The sequence below is a fragment of the Bradyrhizobium sp. Leo114 genome, from assembly GCF_055229415.2.
In genome coordinates this window covers 110,379-129,020 of the sequence record NZ_JBUYEN020000007.1, presented here as the reverse complement: position 1 = coordinate 129,020, position 18,642 = coordinate 110,379, and the positions used below count along the sequence as shown (strand labels likewise).

Genomic DNA, 18,642 nt, shown 5'->3' with positions numbered 1-18,642 from the left:
ATCCGCGCAGATGCCGTTTAAAACTTTGTATGCGGTGAAACTGTCATCGACATCGCGTTCAATGGCGCCGAGATCATCAGACATACGGGCCGACCATGAGCACCGATACTTCCGTCATTGCCGACATTCCGGAAGGCTTTGAGCCTCACTTCCGCAAGAGCCCGCTCACCGATCCCTGGGAGCCGCTTTATTCGAAGCGCACCGACAGGGCAGTGATCATGGGGCTCAGGCTCGCAAGGGCGCACACCAACTCGCGCGGTCTGATCCATGGTGGATTGATCGCTGCACTCGCCGACAACGCGATGGGCTATAGCTGCGCCCAAGTGATGGGCTGGACATCTTCGCTGGTGACGGTCTCGCTTGCGGTCGATTTCATTGGCACCGCGGGGATCGGGCAGTGGCTCGCGGTCGAGACCGACGTGATCAAGACCGGGAGCACGATCTGCTTCACGCAGAGCCTGGTGAAGGCGGACGACGTCATCATCGCGCGGGCGAGTGGGACGTTCCGGGTGATGCCGAAACGCGATGGCGCTCCGGTGAGTGGGTGATGCTGCGCCTTGCACCGTCATGGCCGGGCTTGTCCCGGGCATGACGGCGGGGTGCGCACGAGCCGTTACCCAAACCGCCAGTCGGCTGTCTCAGTCACCAGATCGACGAAGGTGCGCACCTTGGCCGAGAGCAGGCGCGAGGTCGGATAGACGATGTGGATCGGCAGCGGCGGCTGCTCGAATTTCGCCAGCACGATCCTGAGCCGCCCTGCCTTCAGCGAGGCAGCCGCCTGATAGGCGAGCACCCGCGTCAGCCCGCCGCCGGCTTCGGCGTATTGAATCGCGGCATCGGCGTTGTTCGATGAGAAGCGCGGACTCGGCGAGACGCGGACCTCCTGCCCTTCCTCGACGAAGCGCCAATCCGGCGCCGCCGACATGGCGCCGAACTGAATGGTGTCATGCGCTGATATCTCCGAGGGCCGCATCGGTTCGCCGCGGGCGCTCAGATATGCCTTCGACGCCACCACGATGCGCCGCATCTCGCCGACATGGCGGGCGACAAGCGTCGAATCCGGCAGATGCCCGATCCTGACGGCGAGATCGACGCCCTCCTCCACCAGATTGATCATGCGGTCGGACAGCCTGAGGTCGACGCCGACGTCGGGATAGCGCTTCAGATAGGCCGTCACCATGGGACTGACATGCAGGCGGCCGAAACCGGCCGGCGCCGAGATCACCAATCGCCCGGCCGGGCGTGTGCGCTCGCCCTCGACGGCCTCCTCGGCCTCTTCGAGATCGGCAAGGATGCGGCGGGCGCGCTCCAGATAGCGCGAGCCCGCATCGGTCAGGGTCACGGACCGCGTGGTCCGCTGCAACAGCCGCGCACCAAGCCGCTCCTCCAGCGCGGCGATCAGCCGGGTCACGGCCGACGGCGACAGCCCGAGCTTTCGAGCCGCAGGCGCAAACCCCTGCAGATCGGCCACGGCGACGAAGGCCTGCATAGCATCAATGCGGTCCATCGCATTATTGCATAAACCGCAACAGTGAAGTGTCAATCGCCTTGATTGTTCAACTGAGGGAACCATCCCATTTTGTCCGGTGAAACGACGCTTTGGCGCTCCACGCCGGGAGGTTCAAATGTCAGACACTCAGATCTATCCGAGCGACGTCGCCTTCACGCCGGCGGTGAAGGCGATCCAGGCGCGCAAAGGTTCGCGCGAGGCCTATGCCCAGGTCGAACGGCGCGGTTGGCGCACCGAGATCGACGAGAATCTGGCAGCCTTCCTGGCCAACACCAACAGCTTCTATCTCGCGACCGCGTCTGCCGACGGCCAGCCCTATATCCAGCACCGCGGCGGACCGAAGGGATTCATCAAGGTCCTGGACGCCAGCACCATCGCGTTCGCCGACTTCAGCGGCAACCGGCAGTACATCACCCAAGGCAATTTGTCGGAAAATCCGAAGGCGTATATTTTCCTGATGGATTACGCGCATCGCAGACGCGTCAAGCTCTGGGGAGAAGCGCGCGTGGTCGACGACGACCCGGCGCTGACACAATCACTGACGCCCAAGGATTACAGGGCGCGTCCCGAGCAGGTGATCCTGTTCAAGATATCGGCTTGGGACACCAACTGTCCGCAGCACATCCCGCAGAAATTCGATGCCGCCGATGTCGCTGCGGCACTCGCCGCACGCGACGCACGGATCGCGGAGCTCGAAGCGGAGCTGGCTGCATTGAAGCGCCAGCCGCAGCCTGCGACATCATCTTAGGCGAACTGATCTCAGGCCGCTTCGCGCACGGGCGACCAGGCGAATTCCGGATAATATTGCCCCATCATCCGGTCGACATAGTCGGTGAGATTGCTGAATTTCTCGGTCCGCGCGCGTAGCGGCGAATCGAAAAACGGGGTCAGGATTCCCGCAAGCGCCCCGAACGCGGTGGCATCCGTGCCGCACGGCGTATCGCCCATCAAATACGGCTTGTCGCCGAGCTGCACGGAAAGTGCGAACAGCGATCGGATGGCGAGGTCGATGTCGTCGTCGGGCGCATGGCGGCCAAGGCCAGACAGGAGATAATTCTCGGCGACCCGGAATTGAGCATCCTCACGTAGTTTCTCGCGCATGTGTTCCGGCGCGCCGTCGAAGAAATGTGCCGGCCCCTTGGCAAAATTGGTTTCATCGACCCAGCGTGCGCCGACCAAAGCCCAATAGACATGGTGCTCGATCATCCGTTCGAAGGCCCAGGCCTGCGCGCGCGCCTGCAAGCTCAAGGGCGCATCGAAGTCGAAGCCGTATTTGCCTTCGATATGCGCGCGGATGAAAGTGGAATCGGCGATGGTCTCCGCTTCGTCACGGATATAGGGCAACTGCCCCTTGGGCGAACTCGGCGGCATCGCCTTCTCCTTGCAATAGGCAAGCCCGGCCATTTTCAATTGGACCTCGGTCTTGGTCACGAACGGGCTGATTTCCGGCAAGCCGAACCCCGGACCGAAGCCATGGAGAATGATCATATGAAGCCTCCCAATTTCCAAAAAACGATGCCGAGCCTAGCGGCCCCCTGCTGCCACCATGGTGTCAGCAGGGGTAAAATGGGTCGCCAAACGAACCCGTTTCACGAGGCGGCGGCCCCGGAAAACCAGATGCTTTCCGATGGCCGTGAACAGGGCCGCGATCGAACGCAGGGCCAGTTCGATCAGCGCCCAACGGAGATCGGAGGAGACGGTGTGGATCGTGACGAGCTGTTCCAACGCAAAGGTTTGGGCTCGCCTGAACCTTTCAAGACGGCTATCGAAGCCGCCCGTATCAAGACGATTCAGCATGGACAAATTCCCTTCAGTTGAGATGTTGTCCCGTTATAACCACCCCCTGCTGCCAACATCCTGTCAGCAGCGGCGAGGCGGACCTTGAGAAAATCGACGGCCCGGAACTAGCCAGCCAAAGAGACCGACTATGAGACGCGCCGACCGGCTGTTTCAGATCATCCAGGTGCTTCGGCGCACCCGCAAACCGCTGACCGCGGACGCGATCGCCGCCGAGCTCGAGACATCCAAGCGCACGATCTATCGCGACATCGCGACCCTGATCGAGCAGCGCGTGCCGATTCGCGGCGAAGCCGGCATGGGCTATATCCTGGAGAAGGGATTCGACCTGCCGCCCTTGATGCTGACACCCGACGAGATCGAGGCCTGCGTGCTCGGCGCGAGCTGGGTCACGGGCCACGCCGATCCGGCGCTGGCGCGCGCCGCACAGGATCTGATGGCCAAGATCGCCGATACCGTGCCGGAGCGGTTGCGGCCGTTCGTGCTCGAACCCGCAAGCCGCGCGCGTTCGGCGTGGAACCGAGAACCCGACCGCATCGACATGGTGCGGACACGCGCGCAGATCCACGACGGCAAGAAGATCACGCTCAACTATCGCGATGAACGTGGCCGCGACACCGAACGCACGATCTGGCCGATCGCGGTCGGCTATCACGAGGCGGTGCGCATCCTGGCGGCGTGGTGCGAGCTGCGGAAGGATTTCCGCAGTTTCCGCACCGACCGCGTGCTCGACGCGGTCTATCATGACGAGAAATATCCCGAGAGGCGCGACCTGTTGCGGGCGCGCTGGCGCCGCAGCCTGGTCTGGGAAGCGCCGAAGGACATCTGATGGCGATCGAAAATGCGACCGAGAATCCCTGCCAGGGTTGCGGCGCGTGCTGCTTCTACTCGGAGAACTGGCCCCGCTTCACCACCGAGGACGACGCGGAGCTCGACCTGATCCCGCTGGAATACGTCAATGCAAGGCAATCCGGCATGCGCTGCGACGGCGACCGCTGCTCGGCGCTGTCGGGCAAGATCGGCGTGGCCACGAGCTGCGCGATCTATGCGATACGGCCCGAGGTCTGCCGCACCTGCATGCCCGGCGATGCCGAATGCGCGATGGCGCGACGCCGGCACGGACTTCCGGTGTTGGCAGTTGAATCGTAGCCCGGATGGGGCAGGAGTCCCTCATGGTGAGGAGCGCGTCTTCGCGCGTCCGGACGATGCTGCGCATCGCCGGGAGAACCATGAGGCCCCGATCTCGCCCGCGGCCCATCCCTCGAGACGCCGCTTTGCGGCTCCTCGGGATAAGGGAGAGTTCGTGGTCCCGTATAGGGCCTAGGCAGTCACAGTCTCCGCAACCTCTTCCTCGTCGAGATCGTCGACGATCGGCGCGAAGGTCGCGAGCGGCTTGGTCGACAGCGTGATCGGCTTGCGGCCGCCATGCGAGGGCGATGCCGAGCGGGCCGGCTGGCGGGACAGTTTATAAAGGTTGTTGCCGACGTGGCCGCCGAAATAAGCGAGCTCGCGTTCGCTGCAGCTTGCGGCGATCGCCACTGCCAGCGAATGCAGATGATGGCGGCGATAGCAGAACAGCGCCAGCATGGCCCGGACATCGGACGAGACGCTTTCGACGAGGGCCTGGAGGCCGGCAGGATTGGCGCGGTACATCTGTCCGAGCAGCTCCTCGCGGACCGGGCAAACGTCGTTCTCGAAGGCGTTGCGGCTTGAAAACATTGCAGTTCTCCCTGGTCCGGAAGATGCCGTGCAATTCTCTAACGAAGGGTTAACCACGGGTGCCAGTAGTCGTCCGGGGTGATTGCGATTTTTGAGCGAATCAGAAACGCGCACGTCATTCCGGAGCGATGCGAAGCATCGAGCCCGGAATCCATTTCTCGGCCTGCGCGTGCGGCGTAATGGATTCTCGCGCGGAGCCCGCCCCGGAATGACGGAGAGAATTGGGCTCAGTTCGCGGCCATAAAGATTGCAAGGCCGAAGCCGGTCAGGTGATGCAGCGCCTGATCGACGCCGATCAGTGACCAGAACCACGGGTGCTCGGTCGTGACGCCGAAGGTCGAGGTGGTGATTCCCTTGGCGCGATCCACCGCAAGGTGGATGAAGAAATCGATGAAGGCGACGAACCAGAATCTCGGCGCGATCACCAGGATCACGAGCAGCGAGGTCGCGAGGTGCACGAGACAATGCGCAAACAAGGGCAGCGCCCAGCCGGTCTTCTGATCCTTGCCGATCGCCATCCAGGAAGTCTGCAGAAAGAAGTCCGCCACGATGTGCTTGGCGGTCAGCAGCAGCATCCATCCTACCAGTGCAGCAACCGGGACCGACGACGACATGGATGGAAACGACAAAGCTGACGCCCTTCGCTGCGACTGATGGAAAATGATGGAGAGAAACCGGACCTGGGCGTCAGCGCAACTTTTTCTTAAACCCGCAATATTCAAAACTTGCGGCCATTTATGGCATCTCCCGCGCCCGAATGCACCTCTCGGTCCTCCGAAATTCATATGGTGTGGCCCTACGGCGATAGTGCTGCGGCATCGTCGCGCAGGCCATAAAGGTTAACAGTCGACGGCGATCCGTAGTCGGGACAAAGCCGGACATCGTTCAGCCGCGCGGCATCGCCCGCCCAATACGATCGCCACCTCCTGAACGCGATGGAGTTACGTTGGAACAAAAAATATAGCAAAATCAAACAGATATATGTTCGCAAACAGAGCAGGTGAAACGGGCATTTCAAGAAGATTGCGAACCGCGCCTCGCGTCGCGGCGCGACGATCGGCTGCCGGGCCAGAGCGTCACCGCTCCCGCTCCAGGCGTCCGCAATACCAAGCGTCAAGCGATCACCGACCGGGCGGCATCACTCGGTGGCATCGAGCTGACGGCCTTCGCGCTCCATATGCAGATAGTTGGCGTTGAACAGGCCGGCATTCATCAGGCGCCGAAGATCCGGCACGACAAGCGTCCTGCCTTTCAATACGATCAGATTCGCCGAACGCAATTCCTGCAGGGTGCGGTTGACATGCACCTTGGACAGCCCGCTGGCGTCGGCGAGATCGGCCTGCGTCAGGGGGAAGTCGCAACCGTCGCCGTTGGTGAGACCGGCAAGGCGTAGGCGGAAGAAGAGCTCGCACAAAAGATGCGCCATGCGCTCCAGCGCCGTGCGCTGACCCAGGTTCAACGTCCATTCGCGCTGGATCGCGGCATCAACCAGGCTTTCCCACCAGAGCGCCGTCACGATGCGCGGATATCCGACGCTGATCTCCTCGAAGAAATCGCGCGACAGGTCGGCGATGGTGCAGTCCGTGATCGAGCCGATCGAATGGTCCATCTCGCGCAGGATGAAGACGTTGAGATCGCAGCTATCGCCCGGCAGGAAAAAGGACACCACCTGCCGTCGCCCATCCTCCAACTGCTTGTAGCGGCATGCCCAGCCGGCAACGACCAATTGCACGTCCTTGGGCCTCTCGCCCTCGCGCACGATATCGACCCTGGGACCGAACTTGCGCAGCCGTTCCGATGCCGCGCGGGTGAGGTACGCGCGATCGGCCGACGACAGCCGCACAAACTGCTCAAGCTTACGAACGAGTGGACTCAAAGGAACAGTCTCCCCGCTAATAAGTCGAGTAAAGGATAAGACCGTTTTCAATAACCTATGTTATTCCCCCTCAAGTAGCCAATTATATATTATACTCTATCAGGTTGCAGATAGTGACGCCTGAAAGGCGAGTTTCTTCAACGACCCCAGCACATGTTAATGCGCGAGCGGAACCCTGTCTGTGACAATCGCTGTTGGTGCAGTCGGGGAAATGTGATGCAGGAATACCGGGCCTATCTGTTGGGAAGCGACGGCCACATTCGGAAGCAAATGGAGCTGGAAAGCGAGACCGACGACGAGGCTGTCGCCAGGGCACGCCAGCACTTCAATGGCGGGACGGTCGAGGTCTGGCAGGGGGTGCGCATCGTCGCCAAACTTGACGATGACTCCCGAGATGGCTCCCGATAAGTGGACCCCTTCGTGTCAGGCCGTCGCCACGCGCAGCCCCGCAAGAAAGCCACGCGCGTCCTTCTATCCCGTCGGCGCGTCGCCGCTGTCGTCGGGGCCCATGCCCGACCCCGGCGTCTTGTTGTCGTCGGTGAGCTTGGGATCGCGGGTCGCCTCCTTCGAAACCGAATGCTTCGGATCCGTCTTGTGAACGGTCTGAGCGCGACGCTTGTCGGCAGGCTGCTCCTCGCCCTTGTTGTCCCTGACGATACCCTGATCCGAACGCGTCATCGGCTGCTTCCCTGATATCTCGACGGCCCCGACGATCTCTTTCGCCGGGGCCTGTCATCGGAGTGCTCCGCCATCCTCCGGGGACGGATAGCGGAAGCAACAGGCTTACGCCCGACTGCTGCAAACGTTCCAGTCGCCCGAGATTTGCATCTTTGGTTTGATCGGCTTTCATAGGTTAAGGACGCTGTCCAGGCGTCAGACTAGCTTCGCTTCCAGATCGGAGGCGGCATGAAGAAGAAGCGAAACAGATCGCGGCCGACCGAGCCATTCGAGGTCCGTTTAGAGAAATTCGCCCGCGATGCCCGCGCCGCTGCGCGCCGGTTGCCGCTTGGCCGCGAGCGCGATGCGCTAATGAAGAAAGCCCGGCAGACCGAGAATGTCCTCGATGTCAGCGCCATGCTGAGCGTCCGCCATGTCGATGCGACCAATGAGAGGTGAGATCAGGGAGGGGCAAATGATCGAGAGCAAATTTGATTCGAAGACCTTGGCAATCATGAACGCCGCCTTGGATCGGATATGTGAGCAAACGCAGCATGGCGAACGGCACTCGGTTCGCAAGAGAATCGCGAGACGAATCATCAGATCCGCCGAGGGCGGCAAGACCACGCTGACGGAACTGATCGCCGCGGGCAAGCGGTCGCTCAGCAATCTGGCTCCCGCCGCGAAATAACGGCTTTCGCAGGAACACAACCCGCCTGCCGGCTCTTGTTACCCAAACAGGAAAGGCAGCAGCCATGCGAGTGGCGATCATCCTTGCCTTGCTCGCGATTCTGGCGGCCGTTGGCGTCTTCGCCTATGAGGGACTCACAATGCCGGGTGCCGCGATGCCCGGCCAAGGCTATGCAGCCATGGCAATCGGCATCGTGTTCTCTGTTGTCATCGGCGTCGGCCTAATGGCACTCCTGTTCTACTCGAGCCGCCGCGGCTATGACGAACCGCCGAAACTGTCCTCGCGCGAGGACGGCCCGCGATAAAACATGATCCGGAAAAGTGGGCACCGGTTTTCCGAAAGAGATCATGCTCAGATAAATCGAACGATCACCCGGCTGCTGCGCTGGCTTCGGCAGGCAGACGGGCCCGGATCTCCGCGATCTTGCGCTTCAGCGCCGCCTGGCGCGGATCGGGCATCGCTGCCGCGCGTGCCTCCGCAATGGTCTCGGCGAGATCAGGCAAGGCGAGCACGCCATCGAAGGTCGGCTTGGCGAGGTCGTCGATGATCGTGTGCCAGTCGGCGAGCCCGTGGCGGTAGCTCGCGCCATAGCCTTCGATCATCGTCGCCGTCCGGATGACAGCGAGGGCTGCCGCGGGCTGTTTGGCCAGGCTGCGGTTGATCATATGCAGCCAGCGCTCCACCCAGACCCGCTCCTTGGCGTAGCGAATCGAGAACAGGCGCCAGCGCTTCAGGCCGGCCTCAAGCTTCAGGCGGCGGATGCTGAAGCGGTTCTTGGTGGAGAAGCGGACTTTGACCGTCCTTCGTGCCCAGCCCAGCCGCTCCAGGATATCGAGCACCGGCTCGGCGATCGCCGCGGGCAGAGCATCAACCAGTTCGTCGAACCGGAATCTCCTGATATCCACCGATCCGGCCTGCGCACCCTTGTCGCCGAGCTCGAGCAGTTTCAATTGCGCGATCCGGATCGGATCCTCATAGGCCATGCGCTGCATCATCAACTGCGCGATCTCGGCAAGCGTCGCTTCGTCGACGTCGCGCCTGCCGACGAAGCGCCGCAAGCGGTCGACATAGAGCTGCGCATAGCCGGCGCTCTGATAGTCGATCAGCAGGTGGATGGCATCGCTCGCGACGGCTGCGACGCTCTCCGGCAATCCCTCGGGAAGCACTGGCTGCGTGTCGTCATCGTCGCCGAGGAAATCGGCGAACAGATAACGCAACGAGGACAGGATGCCATCGTCCGCCACGGTTGCACTCTCGCTCGTCATGCCGGCTTCGGCTCTACCGCCGCCACCTGCTGGGCCAGCCGCTGCTCCAGCGTATCGATATTCTGGAACAGCCGCGCGCTGGCAAGCCTGAGGAAGTAGAAGCCGAAGGCCGGGTTCTGCACATAGAGCTGCTCGACCTGGTCGTAGCTCACCGAAAGGATGACGCCGCCCTGGACGCATTCCAGCGTCTGCGTGCGGACGTTGGACGGCGACAGCATGCCAAGCTCGCCGACAATGGCGCCGACCGGCAGCTCGATGCCGGACTCGACCAGGCGGAAGCGGCCGCTGACGATGTAGAACATGCTGTCGGCCTTCTCGTCCTTGTAGAACAGGACTTCGCCGGCGCTGCATTTGCGCTCGGTCATGAACGGCTTCAGCCATTCCATCGAGAGATCGCTGTTGACGGACTTCCTGACGTCGCGGACGAGCTGCAGCATCTGGTGCAGGCGATAGGTATTGACCAGCAGCATGACCACCTGGACCAGAATGACCAGATAATTATGGATCGGAATGGCTGTGATGATCAGGACAATGTTTGCGAGAATGCCGAAAACGCGCAAGGGAATCATTGTCCGCATCGTGGTGGTCGCGATCACGAAGATCGACGCGAACAACGTGCCGGCAGTCCCTGCGTGCTGAACAAGATGTGAGGTATCCATAGGAAACCAACCAATTTCTAAGCAGTGAATGTCGCCGCGATTTCTTAAATCCGGGGCCGCCCCGCACGGCAGCCTCTCCCTGATATACGGGAAATGTCGCTCTTTTGTTCGCGAATCTCACGACTTTGTCAGGCAAATCAGGCGCCGGCCAGGGCGGCCTGGCATGCCCAGACGGGTGAGACCGAGGCGGAATGCAGCCATTTGCCAGTGGTCGTTGACGGGCTGGGCAAGGAAAGGCACCTTCCGGCAACCGGTGTGGATTACCACGTCCGCGAAGCAGCCAACAGGCCCGGCCTTGCCGAGACGACCGACGCCAAACCGGCGCGAGCTGGAGAACCAACAATGGAGCAAACCATGTCTGACGCGGCCGAGACCGCAACCCCGCCGCAGCTCGAGATTTCGGGCCCTCGCGCCACCATCCGCCTCAACCGTCCCAAGCACATGAACCGGCTGCAGGCGGAAGATCTGGTCGAGCTGGTGCGACTGTTCGACCGCGTCGAGGCCGATCCCGCCGTCCGCGTGCTGGTGCTGACCGGCACCGGCCGGGCCTTTTCCGCCGGCTACGATCTCAATTCGGTGGCGGCCCGCGCCGGTGCTGGCAGCGACGAGCCGAGCTCCGGTTCCGCGTTCGAGGGCGTGGCCAACCGGCTCGAAGATCTGCGGGTGCCCACGATCTGCCGGCTCAACGGCGGCGTCTATGGCGGCTCGACCGATCTGGCGCTTGCCTGCGACTTCCGCATCGGCGTCGACACCGCGGAGATGTTCATGCCGGCCGCAAAGCTCGGCCTGCACTATTACCCGAGCGGTATCAGGCGTTATGTGTCGCGGCTCGGCGTCAACAATGCCAAGATGCTGTTTCTGACCGGGCAGAAGATCAGCGCGGTGGAGATGCTGCGGATCGGCTATCTCACCGCCATGGTGCCCGAGGGCGAACTGGACCAGGAGGTCGACCGGCTCGCGAGCCTGCTCGCCGCCAACGCGCCTCGCGCGATGGCCGGCATGAAGCGCGCTATCAATGAATTCGCTCACGGCGAGTTCGACAAGGAAGCCGCCGACACCCGTCATCGCGAGAGCCTGCGCGGGACCGAGATCAAGGAAGGCATCAAGGCGCGCGCGGAGAAACGGCCGGCGAAGTTCTGACCGTGGGCGCGCTGCTGCCGGCAAACGTCAATGGCACGGATTGCGCAACCAGCCGGTCGAGGTCGGCGACTGGGGCGGCCGCACTTGGGTCCGCTGCACTTGGATCCGCTGCGCAGCTCTTCACCGGATTCGCCCGGAGAAGGAGGTTAACCAAGTTTTAGCGCTAGCCATGTCGATGATCCGGCTGGGGCATCTGTGAACACCGAGGGAGAAGGTTCCTCCATGCTCAGAAACGGTACCTATGCAGCGTGGTTCAAGACCTCGCTGGGCCAAAGGCACCGGCATCGCCCATGTCGAAGACGGCAGGATATGGGGTCATGACAGCATCACGACCTATAGCGGCTCCTGCGAAATCGACGGGGACCGCTTCACCGCCATCCTATCGATCAGAAGGCACACCGAAGCACATGCAACCGTCTTCGGCGCCGATGACCTTACGCTTCGGCTTGAAGGAACGTGCGCCGACAAATTGGGTCGTTACACAGCGACCGCGGAGCAGGTGCCGGGAGTGATCCTTGAAGGGACCCTGATTCTCAGCGAACCACAGCTGCCTGCACCGGAGCCGATCGGGCCGACACCAAAATTCGACCCTGACAAGCTACCGAAACCGCCGACGCGCACCCGCTGATCGGTCGCGGGTTAAACGAGCCACGTCGAGATCACGGACTACTCATCCAGGAACGTCACGGCATCTGCGACGGTCGCCCTTGAGGTCCGATAGCTGTTCACCTTGTGGCTGTGATCGGCGTAGCCGAAGGAGATGCCGCAGACGACGCGGCGGTCGTCGGGCAGGTTGAAGTGACGGCGGATCAGGCCGGAATGGCGGGCGAGCGCCGCCTGCGGGATGGTGCCGAGCCCCAGCGCCTGGGCCGCCAGCATGAAATTAGAGACATAGGCGCCGCAATCGATTGCGCCGTAAATGCCGAGCGGCTCGTTGGTGTGGATAACAGCGACATGCGGCGCCCCGAAGAAATTGTAGTTCTCCAGCGCCTGTTTCGCATACGCCGCCTTATCGCCGCGCGCGATGCCAAGCGTGTTGTAGAGCTGGAAGCCGCTTTCGCGGCGGCGCTCAAGATAGACCCCGACATATTCGCGCGGCGGCGTGAAGTCATGGTCGTCCTTGGCACCGGAAGCCGCCTCGGCATAGATCGATTTGCGGAACCGTTCCTTGGCCTCACCGCTCGCGATCAGGACCTGCCAGGGCTGGCTGTTGCACCAGGACGCGGTACGCTGCGCCACGTTGAGCACATGCTCGATGATCTCCCGCGGCACTTCGCGCGGCAGGAAGGCGCGAACGGAGTAGCGCTCGTTGAGGAGCTCTTCGAGAACGCCGATGCGATCTTCCGTCGTGTAACGCGGGCTTGGCGTTTTCGCATCCATGGTCAGCGTCCTTTGGTTGGGATCTTGTTGAACGGCACGTCCTTGTCGACGCGGATATCGCCGGGCAGACCGAGCACGCGTTCGGCGATGATGTTGCGCAAAATTTCATCCGTGCCGCCGGCGATCCGCATCGACGGTGAAGTGAGCAGCATCTGCTGGAACTGGCCGCTTGCCACTTCCTCCGAAGCGCCCGTGAGCGCGCCGGCGGCGCCTTCCAGGTCCATCGCGTAAGTCGCGATGTCCTGCAGCATGGTGCCCGCGACGAGCTTGCCGATCGAGTTCTCCGGTCCCGGCCGCTCGCCCTTGGAGAGCGAAGAGATCGCGCGGTAGCTGGTGTATTTCAGTCCGCTTGCCTTCACGGCCCAGCTCGCGAGCTTCGAGCGCACGGCGGGATCGTCGATCGCAAGCCCGTCCTCCGTCATCAAATTCGAGCAGAACTCGAACATTTCCGGAAAGCCGGTCGCAAGCCGCGCGCCGATCGACATACGCTCGTTCATCAAGGTGGTCAGCGAGACGTTCCAGCCGTCGCCGACCGCGCCAAGCCGCTGGCTGTCCGGGATCACCACGTCGGTGAAATAGACCTCGTTGAACTCCTGCATGCTATTGGCCTGCTTGATCGGGCGGACTTCGACGCCTTTGCTCTTCATGTCCAGGAAGAACATGGTGAGGCCCTTGTGCTTTGGCACGTTGGGATCGGTGCGCGTGATCAAAAGCCCGTAATCGGAATAGTGCGCGCCGGAGGTCCAGATCTTCTGGCCGTTGATGATCCAGTTGTCGCCCTGCTTTTCCGCGCGCGTGCGCAGCCCTGCGACGTCAGAGCCGCCGGCCGGCTCGGAGAAGAGCTGGCACCAGATCTCTTCGCCCGAAGCGAGCTTCGGCAGATAGCGCCGCTTATGCTCCTCGCTGCCATAGGCCATCACGGTTGGGCCGCACATGCCCTCGCCGATCTGGAACGGCTGGGTCAATTTGCCGTAGATGCCCTCTTCCTGCTGCCAGATCACCTTCTCGATCGGCGAAGCACCGCGGCCGCCATATTCCTTCGGCCAGTGCAGACAGGCCCAGCCGGCCTCTGCCTTCTTCTTCTGCCAGGCCTTGCCGACGTCGACGATCTCGGCCTTCTCCAGCCGGATACGGCCGAGCGACGACCTTGACAGCTCCGCCTCATACTCCTTGGGCGCGTTGGCCTCGACCCATTTGCGCGCCTCGGCGCGGAAGGCGGCTTCCTCCGGGGTATCGTCGAAGTTCATGGCGGACCTCTCAATCTCTATTCTTGTTCTCTATCAACCCTCATGGTGAGGAGGCGCGCAGCGCCGTCTCGAACCATGAGGCCCCAGGCGGGCCTGCAACCTTCGAGACCCCGCTCCGCGGGCTCCTCAGGATGAGGGTCTAGGACCTTCCCTTCGTCGGTATCTGGTTGAACGGCACGTCCTTGTCGACCCTGATATCACCTGGCAATCCCAGTACCCGTTCGGCGATGATGTTGCGCATGATCTCGTCGGTGCCGCCCTCGACGCGGGTGCCGGGCGCGCGCAGCAGCATCGCCTGGAACTTGCCGGCGAGTTCCGCATCCGTCCCGCTCAGCACGCCGGCGGCGCCCTGCAGGTCGAGCGCGTACATCGCGACTTCCTGGATCATCGATCCCGCCACCAATTTACCGATGGAATTCTCCGGGCCCGGCCGCTCGCCCTTCGACAGGGCCGAGATCGCGCGCATGCTGGTGTATTTCAACCCGCTCGCCTTGACCGCATAGTTTGCAAGCCTTGAACGAACACTGCGATCTTCGATCGCGGGGCCGTCCTCCAGCATCAAACTGTTGCAGAACTCGAACAGTTCCGGGAAACCGGTCGAGACGCCGGCGCCGATCGACATTCGCTCATTCATCAGCGTGGTCAGCGAGACATTCCAGCCGTCATTGACTTCGCCGAGCCGCTGATGATCGGGAATCCTGACATCGGTGAAATAGACCTCGTTGAAGTCGGACTGCCCGCTCGCCTGCTTGATCGGCCTGACTTCGACGCCTGGGCTCTTCATGTCCAGGAAGAACATCGTCAGGCCCTTGTGCTTGGGCACGGTCGGATCGGTGCGGGTCAGCAGGATGCCGTAGTCGGAATAATGCGCGCCCGAGGTCCAGATCTTCTGGCCGTTGATGATCCACTCGTCGCCCTTCTTCTCCGCACGGGTACGAAGCCCCGCGACGTCGGACCCGCCTGCGGGCTCGGAGAAGAGCTGGCACCAGATCTTTTCGCCCGAGGCCAGCGGCGGCAGATAGTGGCGCTTATGCTCCTCGCGGGCGAACGCCATCATGGTCGGGCCGCACATGCCGTGGCCGATGATGAACATCGCGCTGAGCCTGCCGAACGGACCCTCCTCCTGCTGCCAGATCACGCGCTCGATCGGCGAGGCGCCACGGCCGCCATATTCCTTCGGCCAGTGCAGACAGGCCCAGCCGGCATCCGCCTTCTTCTTCTGCCAGGCCTTTGCGACCTCGAGGATGTTGGCATTCTTGAGCTGGACGCGGCCGAGCGAGGATGTGCGCAGCTCTTCCTCATATTGCTTCGGCGCGTTCACCGCGATCCAGGCTCTCGCCTCGGCGCGGAACGCGGCTTCCTGCGGGGTGTCGTCGAAATTCATGTTCTAAAATCCTCGGCCGTGTTTCGTGGCGTCGTAGGATGGGTAGAGCGCAGCGAAACCCATCATTTGCCGCCACTGGTTTGACGGGTTTCGCTTCGCTCTACCCATCCTACGGTCATTACGACTTACGCCGCGTTCTTCTTGCGCATGCGGTCGATCAGGGCGTCCTCCCAATAAGAGAGGCTGCCGAGGCCGAGCGCGGTGGCATTGGCGCGGCGGTAGTACATGTGGCAGTCGAACTCCCAGGTGAAACCCATGCCGCCATGGACCTGGATGTTGTTCTTGGCGCAGTGCTGGAACGCCTGCGTCGCGCTGATCCGCGCCGCGGCGGCCGCTTCCGGCAACTCCGCGGCGTTAGTCGAGAGCGCCCAGGCGCCGTAGTAGCAATTGGAACGCGCCAGCGTCGCCGAGACATACATGTCGGCGAGGATGTGCTTCACCGCCTGGAACGAGCCGATCGGGCGGCCGAAGGCGATGCGATCGAGCGCGTAGTCGCGGCCCATCTCCAGCGCGCGGTCGGCGCCGCCGACCTGCTCGAAGGCCAGCAGCACCGCGGCGCGGTCGAGCACTTGCGTGATGATGCCCCAGCCTTCGCCGGTGGCGCCGAGCGGCTCGGCCTTGGCGTTGGTGAAAGTGAGCTCCGCCTGGCCGCGGGTCGGATCGAGATTGGTCAATTCCTTGACCTCGACGCCGCTCCCCTTGAGATCGACGAGGAACAGCGAGATATCGGCATCACGTCCGGTCGAGCCGGTGCGCGCGGCCACCACGGCGAAATCGGCGATGGCGCCGTCCGGCACCGGCTTCTTGGTGCCGTTGAGCGCTGCGCCCGCCGCAGTGAGCTTGATCGCCTTCGGCGACGGATTGCCCTTGCCCTCGAACAGCGCCAGCGTGCCGATGGCTTCGCCTGCGGCGATCTTCGGCAGCCATTTCTGCTTCTGCGCATCGCTGCCGGCGAGCATCAAGGCTTCGGCCGCCAGATACACGGTCGAAGAGAACGGCACCGGCGCCAGCGCCCGGCCCATCTCCTCCGCGATCACACAGAGCTCAAGATGGCCCGCGCCCGCACCGCCGAACTGTTCGGGGATCGCGACGCCGAGAAAGCCCATCTCGGCGAGGCCCTTCCAGAGTTCCTTGTCGTAGGCGGCCTTGCCATCGAGCACCGCGCGCACCGCTTTCGGCGGACATTGCTCGCTAAGGAATTTCCGCGCCTCGTCGCGCATCTGCTTCTGTTCGTCGGAGAAATCGAAATTCATGGCGTTTCACTCGGGTTGATGATGCGTAACAAGGAACTGTCATTCCGGGGCGCGCGAAGCGCGAACCCGGAATCCATCGGGCCACGCGCGCAAGCGGAGAAATGGATTCCGGGTTCGCCGCTGCGCGGCGCCCCGGAATGACGAGTGGCGAGAGTTGATTTTCATTGCAGCACGATCACATCTGCGTCGGGTGTGTCGGCATAGAGCTTTTCCACCAGCGCCGCGCGGCGCTCGAGGCCGGCGCGCTGGTTGATGTAGCCCTTGTCGGTGAGTTCGTTGCCGTCGATCGAGGGCGGCTCGACCATCAGCATCGCGCGCGAGATACGCCGGCTGCTGGCGCCGGCGACGGACGCGTTGTGCGCCTCCAGCCCGCGCCTGAAACAGGCGATCACCTCGGGATGCTTCACAGCGTCTTCGAAGGTAGCGTTGGGATCGCCGATGAGCTGCCGGCAGGCATGAAGATTGGGCCAGGCGAGCAGGCCGATGAAGGCGCGATCCTGCCCGGCCACAAGCGCATCGTGCACGACAGGCGTTGCCGCAGCGATCGCGTCGGTGCGGAGCGAGCCGACATGCACGAAGGTGCCGGTCGCGAGCTTGAAATCCTCGACCACGCGGCCGGCGAAGATGATGCCCTGCACGGGATCCTCGGGGTCGACGAACACGCCGGCATCGCCGATGCAGTAAAAGCCTTCCTCGTCGAACACCGATCTGGTGAGCTCGGGTTGGCCGAAATAGCCGGGCGTGACGTTGACGCCGCGCAGACGCAACTCATATTTCGCGCCGCACGGCACCATCTTCAGTTCGACGCCGGGGAACGGCAGTCCGATCAGGCCGACGCGCTCGGTGTCCCAATAGGTGCCAGTCGAGGTCGGCGCGGTCTCGGTCGAGCCCCATCCGGTATAGAACACGATGCGCTCGCCGGTGGAGCGGACCGCAAGCGCCTGCATCCGATCGTAGAGATCATCCGGCAGCCGCGCGCCGCCATAAGCCATCACGGAAAGATTCCTGAAGAAGCTGCGGCAGAGCACATCGTCCTTTTCCATCGCCGCCGCCAGTGCGGCGTAGCCGGCGGGGACGTTGGCGTAATAGGTCGGCGAGATCTCGCGCAGGTTACGGATGGTCTCGTCGAACTGGCCCCGCATCGGCCGGCCGTCGTCGATATAGAGCGTGCCGCCATCGATCAGCACCGGGTTGAACAGCGCATTACCGCCCATGGTGTGATTCCAGGGCATCCAGTCCAGAAAAGTCGCGAGCGGACCATTGGGATCGCGCGGCCGCACCTGCATCATCATCGCGGCATTGGCGCACATCATCTCCTGGGTGTTGATGACCGCCTTGGGCATGCCGGTCGAGCCTGAGGTGAACAACAGCTTGCCCACGGTCTGCGGCGTGATCTGCGCGATCGAGGCCTCGACATCATCAGTGACGGGCGTTGCCGCCAGTTCGGCGAAGCTGAGGCTCTTGATGCCCTCGCAGGGGCGCGCGACGTGGACGACAGTGACACCATTGAGATCAAGCGCGCGCAGCGCCTTCTCGAAGGTCGGGCCGTCCTGCACCATGATCACGGCCGGCTTGACCAGGTCGAACAGGTATTTGAGCTTGAGATGATCCTGGCTCATCAGCGAATAGGCCGGCGACACTGGCGCCGCCGGCAGCCGCGCCTGCATCGCGGCCTGCGTCATCAGCGCGTGCTCGACCGAATTGCCTGATAGGATCGTGACCGGACGTCCGGGCTCGAGCTTCAGATTGAGCAGCGCTTGCGTGAGCGCATCCACCGTACGCTTGGCTTCGGCATAGGACAGGTTGCGCCATTGCCGCTCCGGGCCGGAGCGCTGGGCAAGCCAGATCCGCTCTGGCGCCTGCTTCGCCCATTTCGCGAGCGAAGCTGGAATATGCTTCTCGTAGGGGCTGAGCGGAATGCGCGACTTCAGGACGATCGCGCCGTCGTCTCGACGCTCGATCGCGATGTCGCGCGGCAGCCATTCGATCTTGCGAAAGCCCGGCTTTTCCAGCACCGCGGCTGCACTCCCACTCATTTTGCGTCTCCCGGAATTTCTTTGTCCT

General features: G+C 62.8%; 24 protein-coding genes and 1 pseudogene. 10 read left to right on the top strand and 15 right to left on the bottom strand.

Going from position 1 to position 18,642, the window contains the following annotated elements:
• The first annotated feature begins 95 nt into the window (after positions 1 to 95).
• A complete protein-coding gene (locus ACZIRK_RS10730; protein ID WP_130226627.1) occupies positions 96 to 548 on the top strand; it encodes a PaaI family thioesterase in 453 nt (150 codons plus the stop codon).
• A 65-nt stretch (positions 549 to 613) separates the two neighbouring features.
• Here the strand turns inward: ACZIRK_RS10730 and ACZIRK_RS10725 are convergent, their stop codons facing one another.
• Positions 614 to 1,507, bottom strand: coding sequence for a LysR family transcriptional regulator (locus ACZIRK_RS10725; RefSeq protein WP_130226628.1), 894 nt, complete (start codon positions 1,505 to 1,507; stop codon positions 614 to 616).
• Positions 1,508 to 1,625: 118 nt separating this feature from the next.
• On the opposite strand from ACZIRK_RS10725, the gene ACZIRK_RS10720 reads away from it, so the two are divergent.
• On the top strand, positions 1,626 to 2,258 hold the full coding sequence (locus ACZIRK_RS10720) for a pyridoxamine 5'-phosphate oxidase family protein (protein ID WP_130226629.1): 633 nt from the start codon (positions 1,626 to 1,628) through the stop codon (positions 2,256 to 2,258).
• Between the two features lie 11 nt (positions 2,259 to 2,269).
• Here ACZIRK_RS10720 and ACZIRK_RS10715 read toward each other — a convergent pair whose 3' ends face one another.
• Positions 2,270 to 2,998 (bottom strand): glutathione S-transferase family protein, encoded by a 729-nt coding sequence (locus ACZIRK_RS10715; RefSeq protein ID WP_028166768.1) that lies wholly within the window; start codon positions 2,996 to 2,998, stop codon positions 2,270 to 2,272.
• Positions 2,999 to 3,034: 36 nt separating this feature from the next.
• Positions 3,035 to 3,307, bottom strand: coding sequence for a hypothetical protein (locus ACZIRK_RS10710; RefSeq protein ID WP_035691433.1), 273 nt, complete (start codon positions 3,305 to 3,307; stop codon positions 3,035 to 3,037).
• Between the two features lie 130 nt (positions 3,308 to 3,437).
• Between ACZIRK_RS10710 and ACZIRK_RS10705 the strand changes: the two genes are divergently transcribed.
• Together ACZIRK_RS10705 and ACZIRK_RS10700 are read left to right on the top strand one after the other, a co-directional pair.
• Positions 3,438 to 4,136: a helix-turn-helix transcriptional regulator gene (locus tag ACZIRK_RS10705; protein ID WP_130226630.1), complete on the top strand. Its 699-nt coding sequence runs from the start codon at positions 3,438 to 3,440 to the stop codon at positions 4,134 to 4,136.
• Positions 4,136 to 4,456, top strand: a complete 321-nt coding sequence (locus tag ACZIRK_RS10700) for a YkgJ family cysteine cluster protein (RefSeq protein WP_130226631.1) — start codon at positions 4,136 to 4,138, stop codon at positions 4,454 to 4,456. The genes ACZIRK_RS10705 and ACZIRK_RS10700 overlap by 1 nt, the downstream gene beginning before the upstream one ends.
• A gap of 171 nt (positions 4,457 to 4,627) precedes the next feature.
• Here ACZIRK_RS10700 and ACZIRK_RS10695 read toward each other — a convergent pair whose 3' ends face one another.
• From ACZIRK_RS10695 to ACZIRK_RS10680, 4 genes are all read right to left on the bottom strand, one after another.
• Positions 4,628 to 5,026: a hypothetical protein gene (locus ACZIRK_RS10695; RefSeq protein ID WP_463327350.1), complete on the bottom strand. Its 399-nt coding sequence runs from the start codon at positions 5,024 to 5,026 to the stop codon at positions 4,628 to 4,630.
• Between the two features lie 227 nt (positions 5,027 to 5,253).
• On the bottom strand, positions 5,254 to 5,601 hold the full coding sequence (locus tag ACZIRK_RS10690) for a DUF3307 domain-containing protein (RefSeq protein WP_051397039.1): 348 nt from the start codon (positions 5,599 to 5,601) through the stop codon (positions 5,254 to 5,256).
• A 221-nt stretch (positions 5,602 to 5,822) separates the two neighbouring features.
• Positions 5,823 to 6,143: a hypothetical protein gene (locus ACZIRK_RS10685; protein WP_463327349.1), complete on the bottom strand. Its 321-nt coding sequence runs from the start codon at positions 6,141 to 6,143 to the stop codon at positions 5,823 to 5,825.
• Between the two features lie 21 nt (positions 6,144 to 6,164).
• Positions 6,165 to 6,902, bottom strand: a complete 738-nt coding sequence (locus ACZIRK_RS10680) for a Crp/Fnr family transcriptional regulator (RefSeq protein WP_028166773.1) — start codon at positions 6,900 to 6,902, stop codon at positions 6,165 to 6,167.
• Between the two features lie 216 nt (positions 6,903 to 7,118).
• Here ACZIRK_RS10680 and ACZIRK_RS10675 point away from each other — a divergent pair, with 216 nt between their 5' ends.
• On the top strand, positions 7,119 to 7,310 hold the full coding sequence (locus tag ACZIRK_RS10675; protein WP_463327348.1) for a hypothetical protein: 192 nt from the start codon (positions 7,119 to 7,121) through the stop codon (positions 7,308 to 7,310).
• Between the two features lie 63 nt (positions 7,311 to 7,373).
• On the opposite strand, the gene ACZIRK_RS10670 is transcribed toward ACZIRK_RS10675, so the two are convergent.
• Positions 7,374 to 7,580, bottom strand: coding sequence for a hypothetical protein (locus tag ACZIRK_RS10670; RefSeq protein ID WP_028166775.1), 207 nt, complete (start codon positions 7,578 to 7,580; stop codon positions 7,374 to 7,376).
• 228 nt (positions 7,581 to 7,808) lie between these two features.
• Here ACZIRK_RS10670 and ACZIRK_RS10665 point away from each other — a divergent pair, with 228 nt between their 5' ends.
• The 3 genes from ACZIRK_RS10665 (at position 7,809) to ACZIRK_RS10655 (ending at position 8,554) form a co-directional block, all read left to right on the top strand.
• Positions 7,809 to 8,018 (top strand): hypothetical protein, encoded by a 210-nt coding sequence (locus tag ACZIRK_RS10665; RefSeq protein ID WP_028166776.1) that lies wholly within the window; start codon positions 7,809 to 7,811, stop codon positions 8,016 to 8,018.
• 16 nt (positions 8,019 to 8,034) lie between these two features.
• Complete coding sequence (locus ACZIRK_RS10660; RefSeq protein ID WP_028166777.1) at positions 8,035 to 8,250, top strand: hypothetical protein; 216 nt, start codon at positions 8,035 to 8,037, stop codon at positions 8,248 to 8,250.
• Between the two features lie 64 nt (positions 8,251 to 8,314).
• On the top strand, positions 8,315 to 8,554 hold the full coding sequence (locus ACZIRK_RS10655; RefSeq protein WP_130226635.1) for a hypothetical protein: 240 nt from the start codon (positions 8,315 to 8,317) through the stop codon (positions 8,552 to 8,554).
• A gap of 64 nt (positions 8,555 to 8,618) precedes the next feature.
• On the opposite strand, the gene ACZIRK_RS10650 is transcribed toward ACZIRK_RS10655, so the two are convergent.
• Positions 8,619 to 9,515: a DUF6537 domain-containing protein gene (locus ACZIRK_RS10650; RefSeq protein WP_130226636.1), complete on the bottom strand. Its 897-nt coding sequence runs from the start codon at positions 9,513 to 9,515 to the stop codon at positions 8,619 to 8,621.
• Positions 9,512 to 10,174 (bottom strand): Crp/Fnr family transcriptional regulator, encoded by a 663-nt coding sequence (locus tag ACZIRK_RS10645; RefSeq protein ID WP_028166780.1) that lies wholly within the window; start codon positions 10,172 to 10,174, stop codon positions 9,512 to 9,514. The genes ACZIRK_RS10650 and ACZIRK_RS10645 overlap by 4 nt, the downstream gene beginning before the upstream one ends.
• Before the next feature lie 354 nt (positions 10,175 to 10,528).
• Between ACZIRK_RS10645 and ACZIRK_RS10640 the strand changes: the two genes are divergently transcribed.
• Both ACZIRK_RS10640 and ACZIRK_RS10635 read left to right on the top strand, forming a co-directional pair.
• A complete protein-coding gene (locus ACZIRK_RS10640) occupies positions 10,529 to 11,314 on the top strand; it encodes an enoyl-CoA hydratase/isomerase family protein (protein ID WP_130226637.1) in 786 nt (261 codons plus the stop codon).
• Positions 11,315 to 11,536: 222 nt separating this feature from the next.
• Positions 11,537 to 11,942 (top strand): annotated as a pseudogene (locus ACZIRK_RS10635) (hypothetical protein).
• A 38-nt stretch (positions 11,943 to 11,980) separates the two neighbouring features.
• Here the strand turns inward: ACZIRK_RS10635 and ACZIRK_RS10630 are convergent.
• The 5 genes from ACZIRK_RS10630 to ACZIRK_RS10610 form a co-directional block, all read right to left on the bottom strand.
• On the bottom strand, positions 11,981 to 12,694 hold the full coding sequence (locus ACZIRK_RS10630; RefSeq protein WP_051397040.1) for a nitroreductase: 714 nt from the start codon (positions 12,692 to 12,694) through the stop codon (positions 11,981 to 11,983).
• Between the two features lie 2 nt (positions 12,695 to 12,696).
• Entirely contained in the window at positions 12,697 to 13,941 is a 1,245-nt protein-coding gene (locus tag ACZIRK_RS10625) for an acyl-CoA dehydrogenase (RefSeq protein WP_130226638.1), read from the bottom strand.
• A 139-nt stretch (positions 13,942 to 14,080) separates the two neighbouring features.
• A complete protein-coding gene (locus ACZIRK_RS10620) occupies positions 14,081 to 15,325 on the bottom strand; it encodes an acyl-CoA dehydrogenase (protein ID WP_130226639.1) in 1,245 nt (414 codons plus the stop codon).
• A 125-nt stretch (positions 15,326 to 15,450) separates the two neighbouring features.
• Positions 15,451 to 16,578, bottom strand: coding sequence for an acyl-CoA dehydrogenase family protein (locus ACZIRK_RS10615; protein WP_130226640.1), 1,128 nt, complete (start codon positions 16,576 to 16,578; stop codon positions 15,451 to 15,453).
• Between the two features lie 161 nt (positions 16,579 to 16,739).
• On the bottom strand, positions 16,740 to 18,614 hold the full coding sequence (locus ACZIRK_RS10610; RefSeq protein WP_463327347.1) for an AMP-binding protein: 1,875 nt from the start codon (positions 18,612 to 18,614) through the stop codon (positions 16,740 to 16,742).
• Positions 18,615 to 18,642 lie beyond the last annotated feature (28 nt).

Excerpts from the sequence above, each read along its gene's own strand:
- ACZIRK_RS10730 (WP_130226627.1), top strand. The coding sequence starts at position 96 with ATGAGCACCGATACTTCCGTCATTGCCGACATTCCGGAAGGCTTTGAG.
- ACZIRK_RS10725 (WP_130226628.1), bottom strand. The coding sequence starts at position 1,507 with ATGGACCGCATTGATGCTATGCAGGCCTTCGTCGCCGTGGCCGATCTG.
- ACZIRK_RS10720 (WP_130226629.1), top strand. The coding sequence starts at position 1,626 with ATGTCAGACACTCAGATCTATCCGAGCGACGTCGCCTTCACGCCGGCG.
- ACZIRK_RS10715 (WP_028166768.1), bottom strand. The coding sequence starts at position 2,998 with ATGATCATTCTCCATGGCTTCGGTCCGGGGTTCGGCTTGCCGGAAATC.
- ACZIRK_RS10710 (WP_035691433.1), bottom strand. The coding sequence starts at position 3,307 with ATGCTGAATCGTCTTGATACGGGCGGCTTCGATAGCCGTCTTGAAAGG.
- ACZIRK_RS10705 (WP_130226630.1), top strand. The coding sequence starts at position 3,438 with ATGAGACGCGCCGACCGGCTGTTTCAGATCATCCAGGTGCTTCGGCGC.
- ACZIRK_RS10700 (WP_130226631.1), top strand. The coding sequence starts at position 4,136 with ATGGCGATCGAAAATGCGACCGAGAATCCCTGCCAGGGTTGCGGCGCG.
- ACZIRK_RS10695 (WP_463327350.1), bottom strand. The coding sequence starts at position 5,026 with ATGTTTTCAAGCCGCAACGCCTTCGAGAACGACGTTTGCCCGGTCCGC.
- ACZIRK_RS10690 (WP_051397039.1), bottom strand. The coding sequence starts at position 5,601 with ATGCTGCTGCTGACCGCCAAGCACATCGTGGCGGACTTCTTTCTGCAG.
- ACZIRK_RS10675 (WP_463327348.1), top strand. The coding sequence starts at position 7,119 with ATGCAGGAATACCGGGCCTATCTGTTGGGAAGCGACGGCCACATTCGG.
- ACZIRK_RS10670 (WP_028166775.1), bottom strand. The coding sequence starts at position 7,580 with ATGACGCGTTCGGATCAGGGTATCGTCAGGGACAACAAGGGCGAGGAG.
- ACZIRK_RS10665 (WP_028166776.1), top strand. The coding sequence starts at position 7,809 with ATGAAGAAGAAGCGAAACAGATCGCGGCCGACCGAGCCATTCGAGGTC.
- ACZIRK_RS10660 (WP_028166777.1), top strand. The coding sequence starts at position 8,035 with ATGATCGAGAGCAAATTTGATTCGAAGACCTTGGCAATCATGAACGCC.
- ACZIRK_RS10655 (WP_130226635.1), top strand. The coding sequence starts at position 8,315 with ATGCGAGTGGCGATCATCCTTGCCTTGCTCGCGATTCTGGCGGCCGTT.
- ACZIRK_RS10650 (WP_130226636.1), bottom strand. The coding sequence starts at position 9,515 with ATGACGAGCGAGAGTGCAACCGTGGCGGACGATGGCATCCTGTCCTCG.
- ACZIRK_RS10645 (WP_028166780.1), bottom strand. The coding sequence starts at position 10,174 with ATGGATACCTCACATCTTGTTCAGCACGCAGGGACTGCCGGCACGTTG.
- ACZIRK_RS10640 (WP_130226637.1), top strand. The coding sequence starts at position 10,529 with ATGTCTGACGCGGCCGAGACCGCAACCCCGCCGCAGCTCGAGATTTCG.
- ACZIRK_RS10630 (WP_051397040.1), bottom strand. The coding sequence starts at position 12,694 with ATGGATGCGAAAACGCCAAGCCCGCGTTACACGACGGAAGATCGCATC.
- ACZIRK_RS10625 (WP_130226638.1), bottom strand. The coding sequence starts at position 13,941 with ATGAACTTCGACGATACCCCGGAGGAAGCCGCCTTCCGCGCCGAGGCG.
- ACZIRK_RS10620 (WP_130226639.1), bottom strand. The coding sequence starts at position 15,325 with ATGAATTTCGACGACACCCCGCAGGAAGCCGCGTTCCGCGCCGAGGCG.
- ACZIRK_RS10615 (WP_130226640.1), bottom strand. The coding sequence starts at position 16,578 with ATGAATTTCGATTTCTCCGACGAACAGAAGCAGATGCGCGACGAGGCG.
- ACZIRK_RS10610 (WP_463327347.1), bottom strand. The coding sequence starts at position 18,614 with ATGAGTGGGAGTGCAGCCGCGGTGCTGGAAAAGCCGGGCTTTCGCAAG.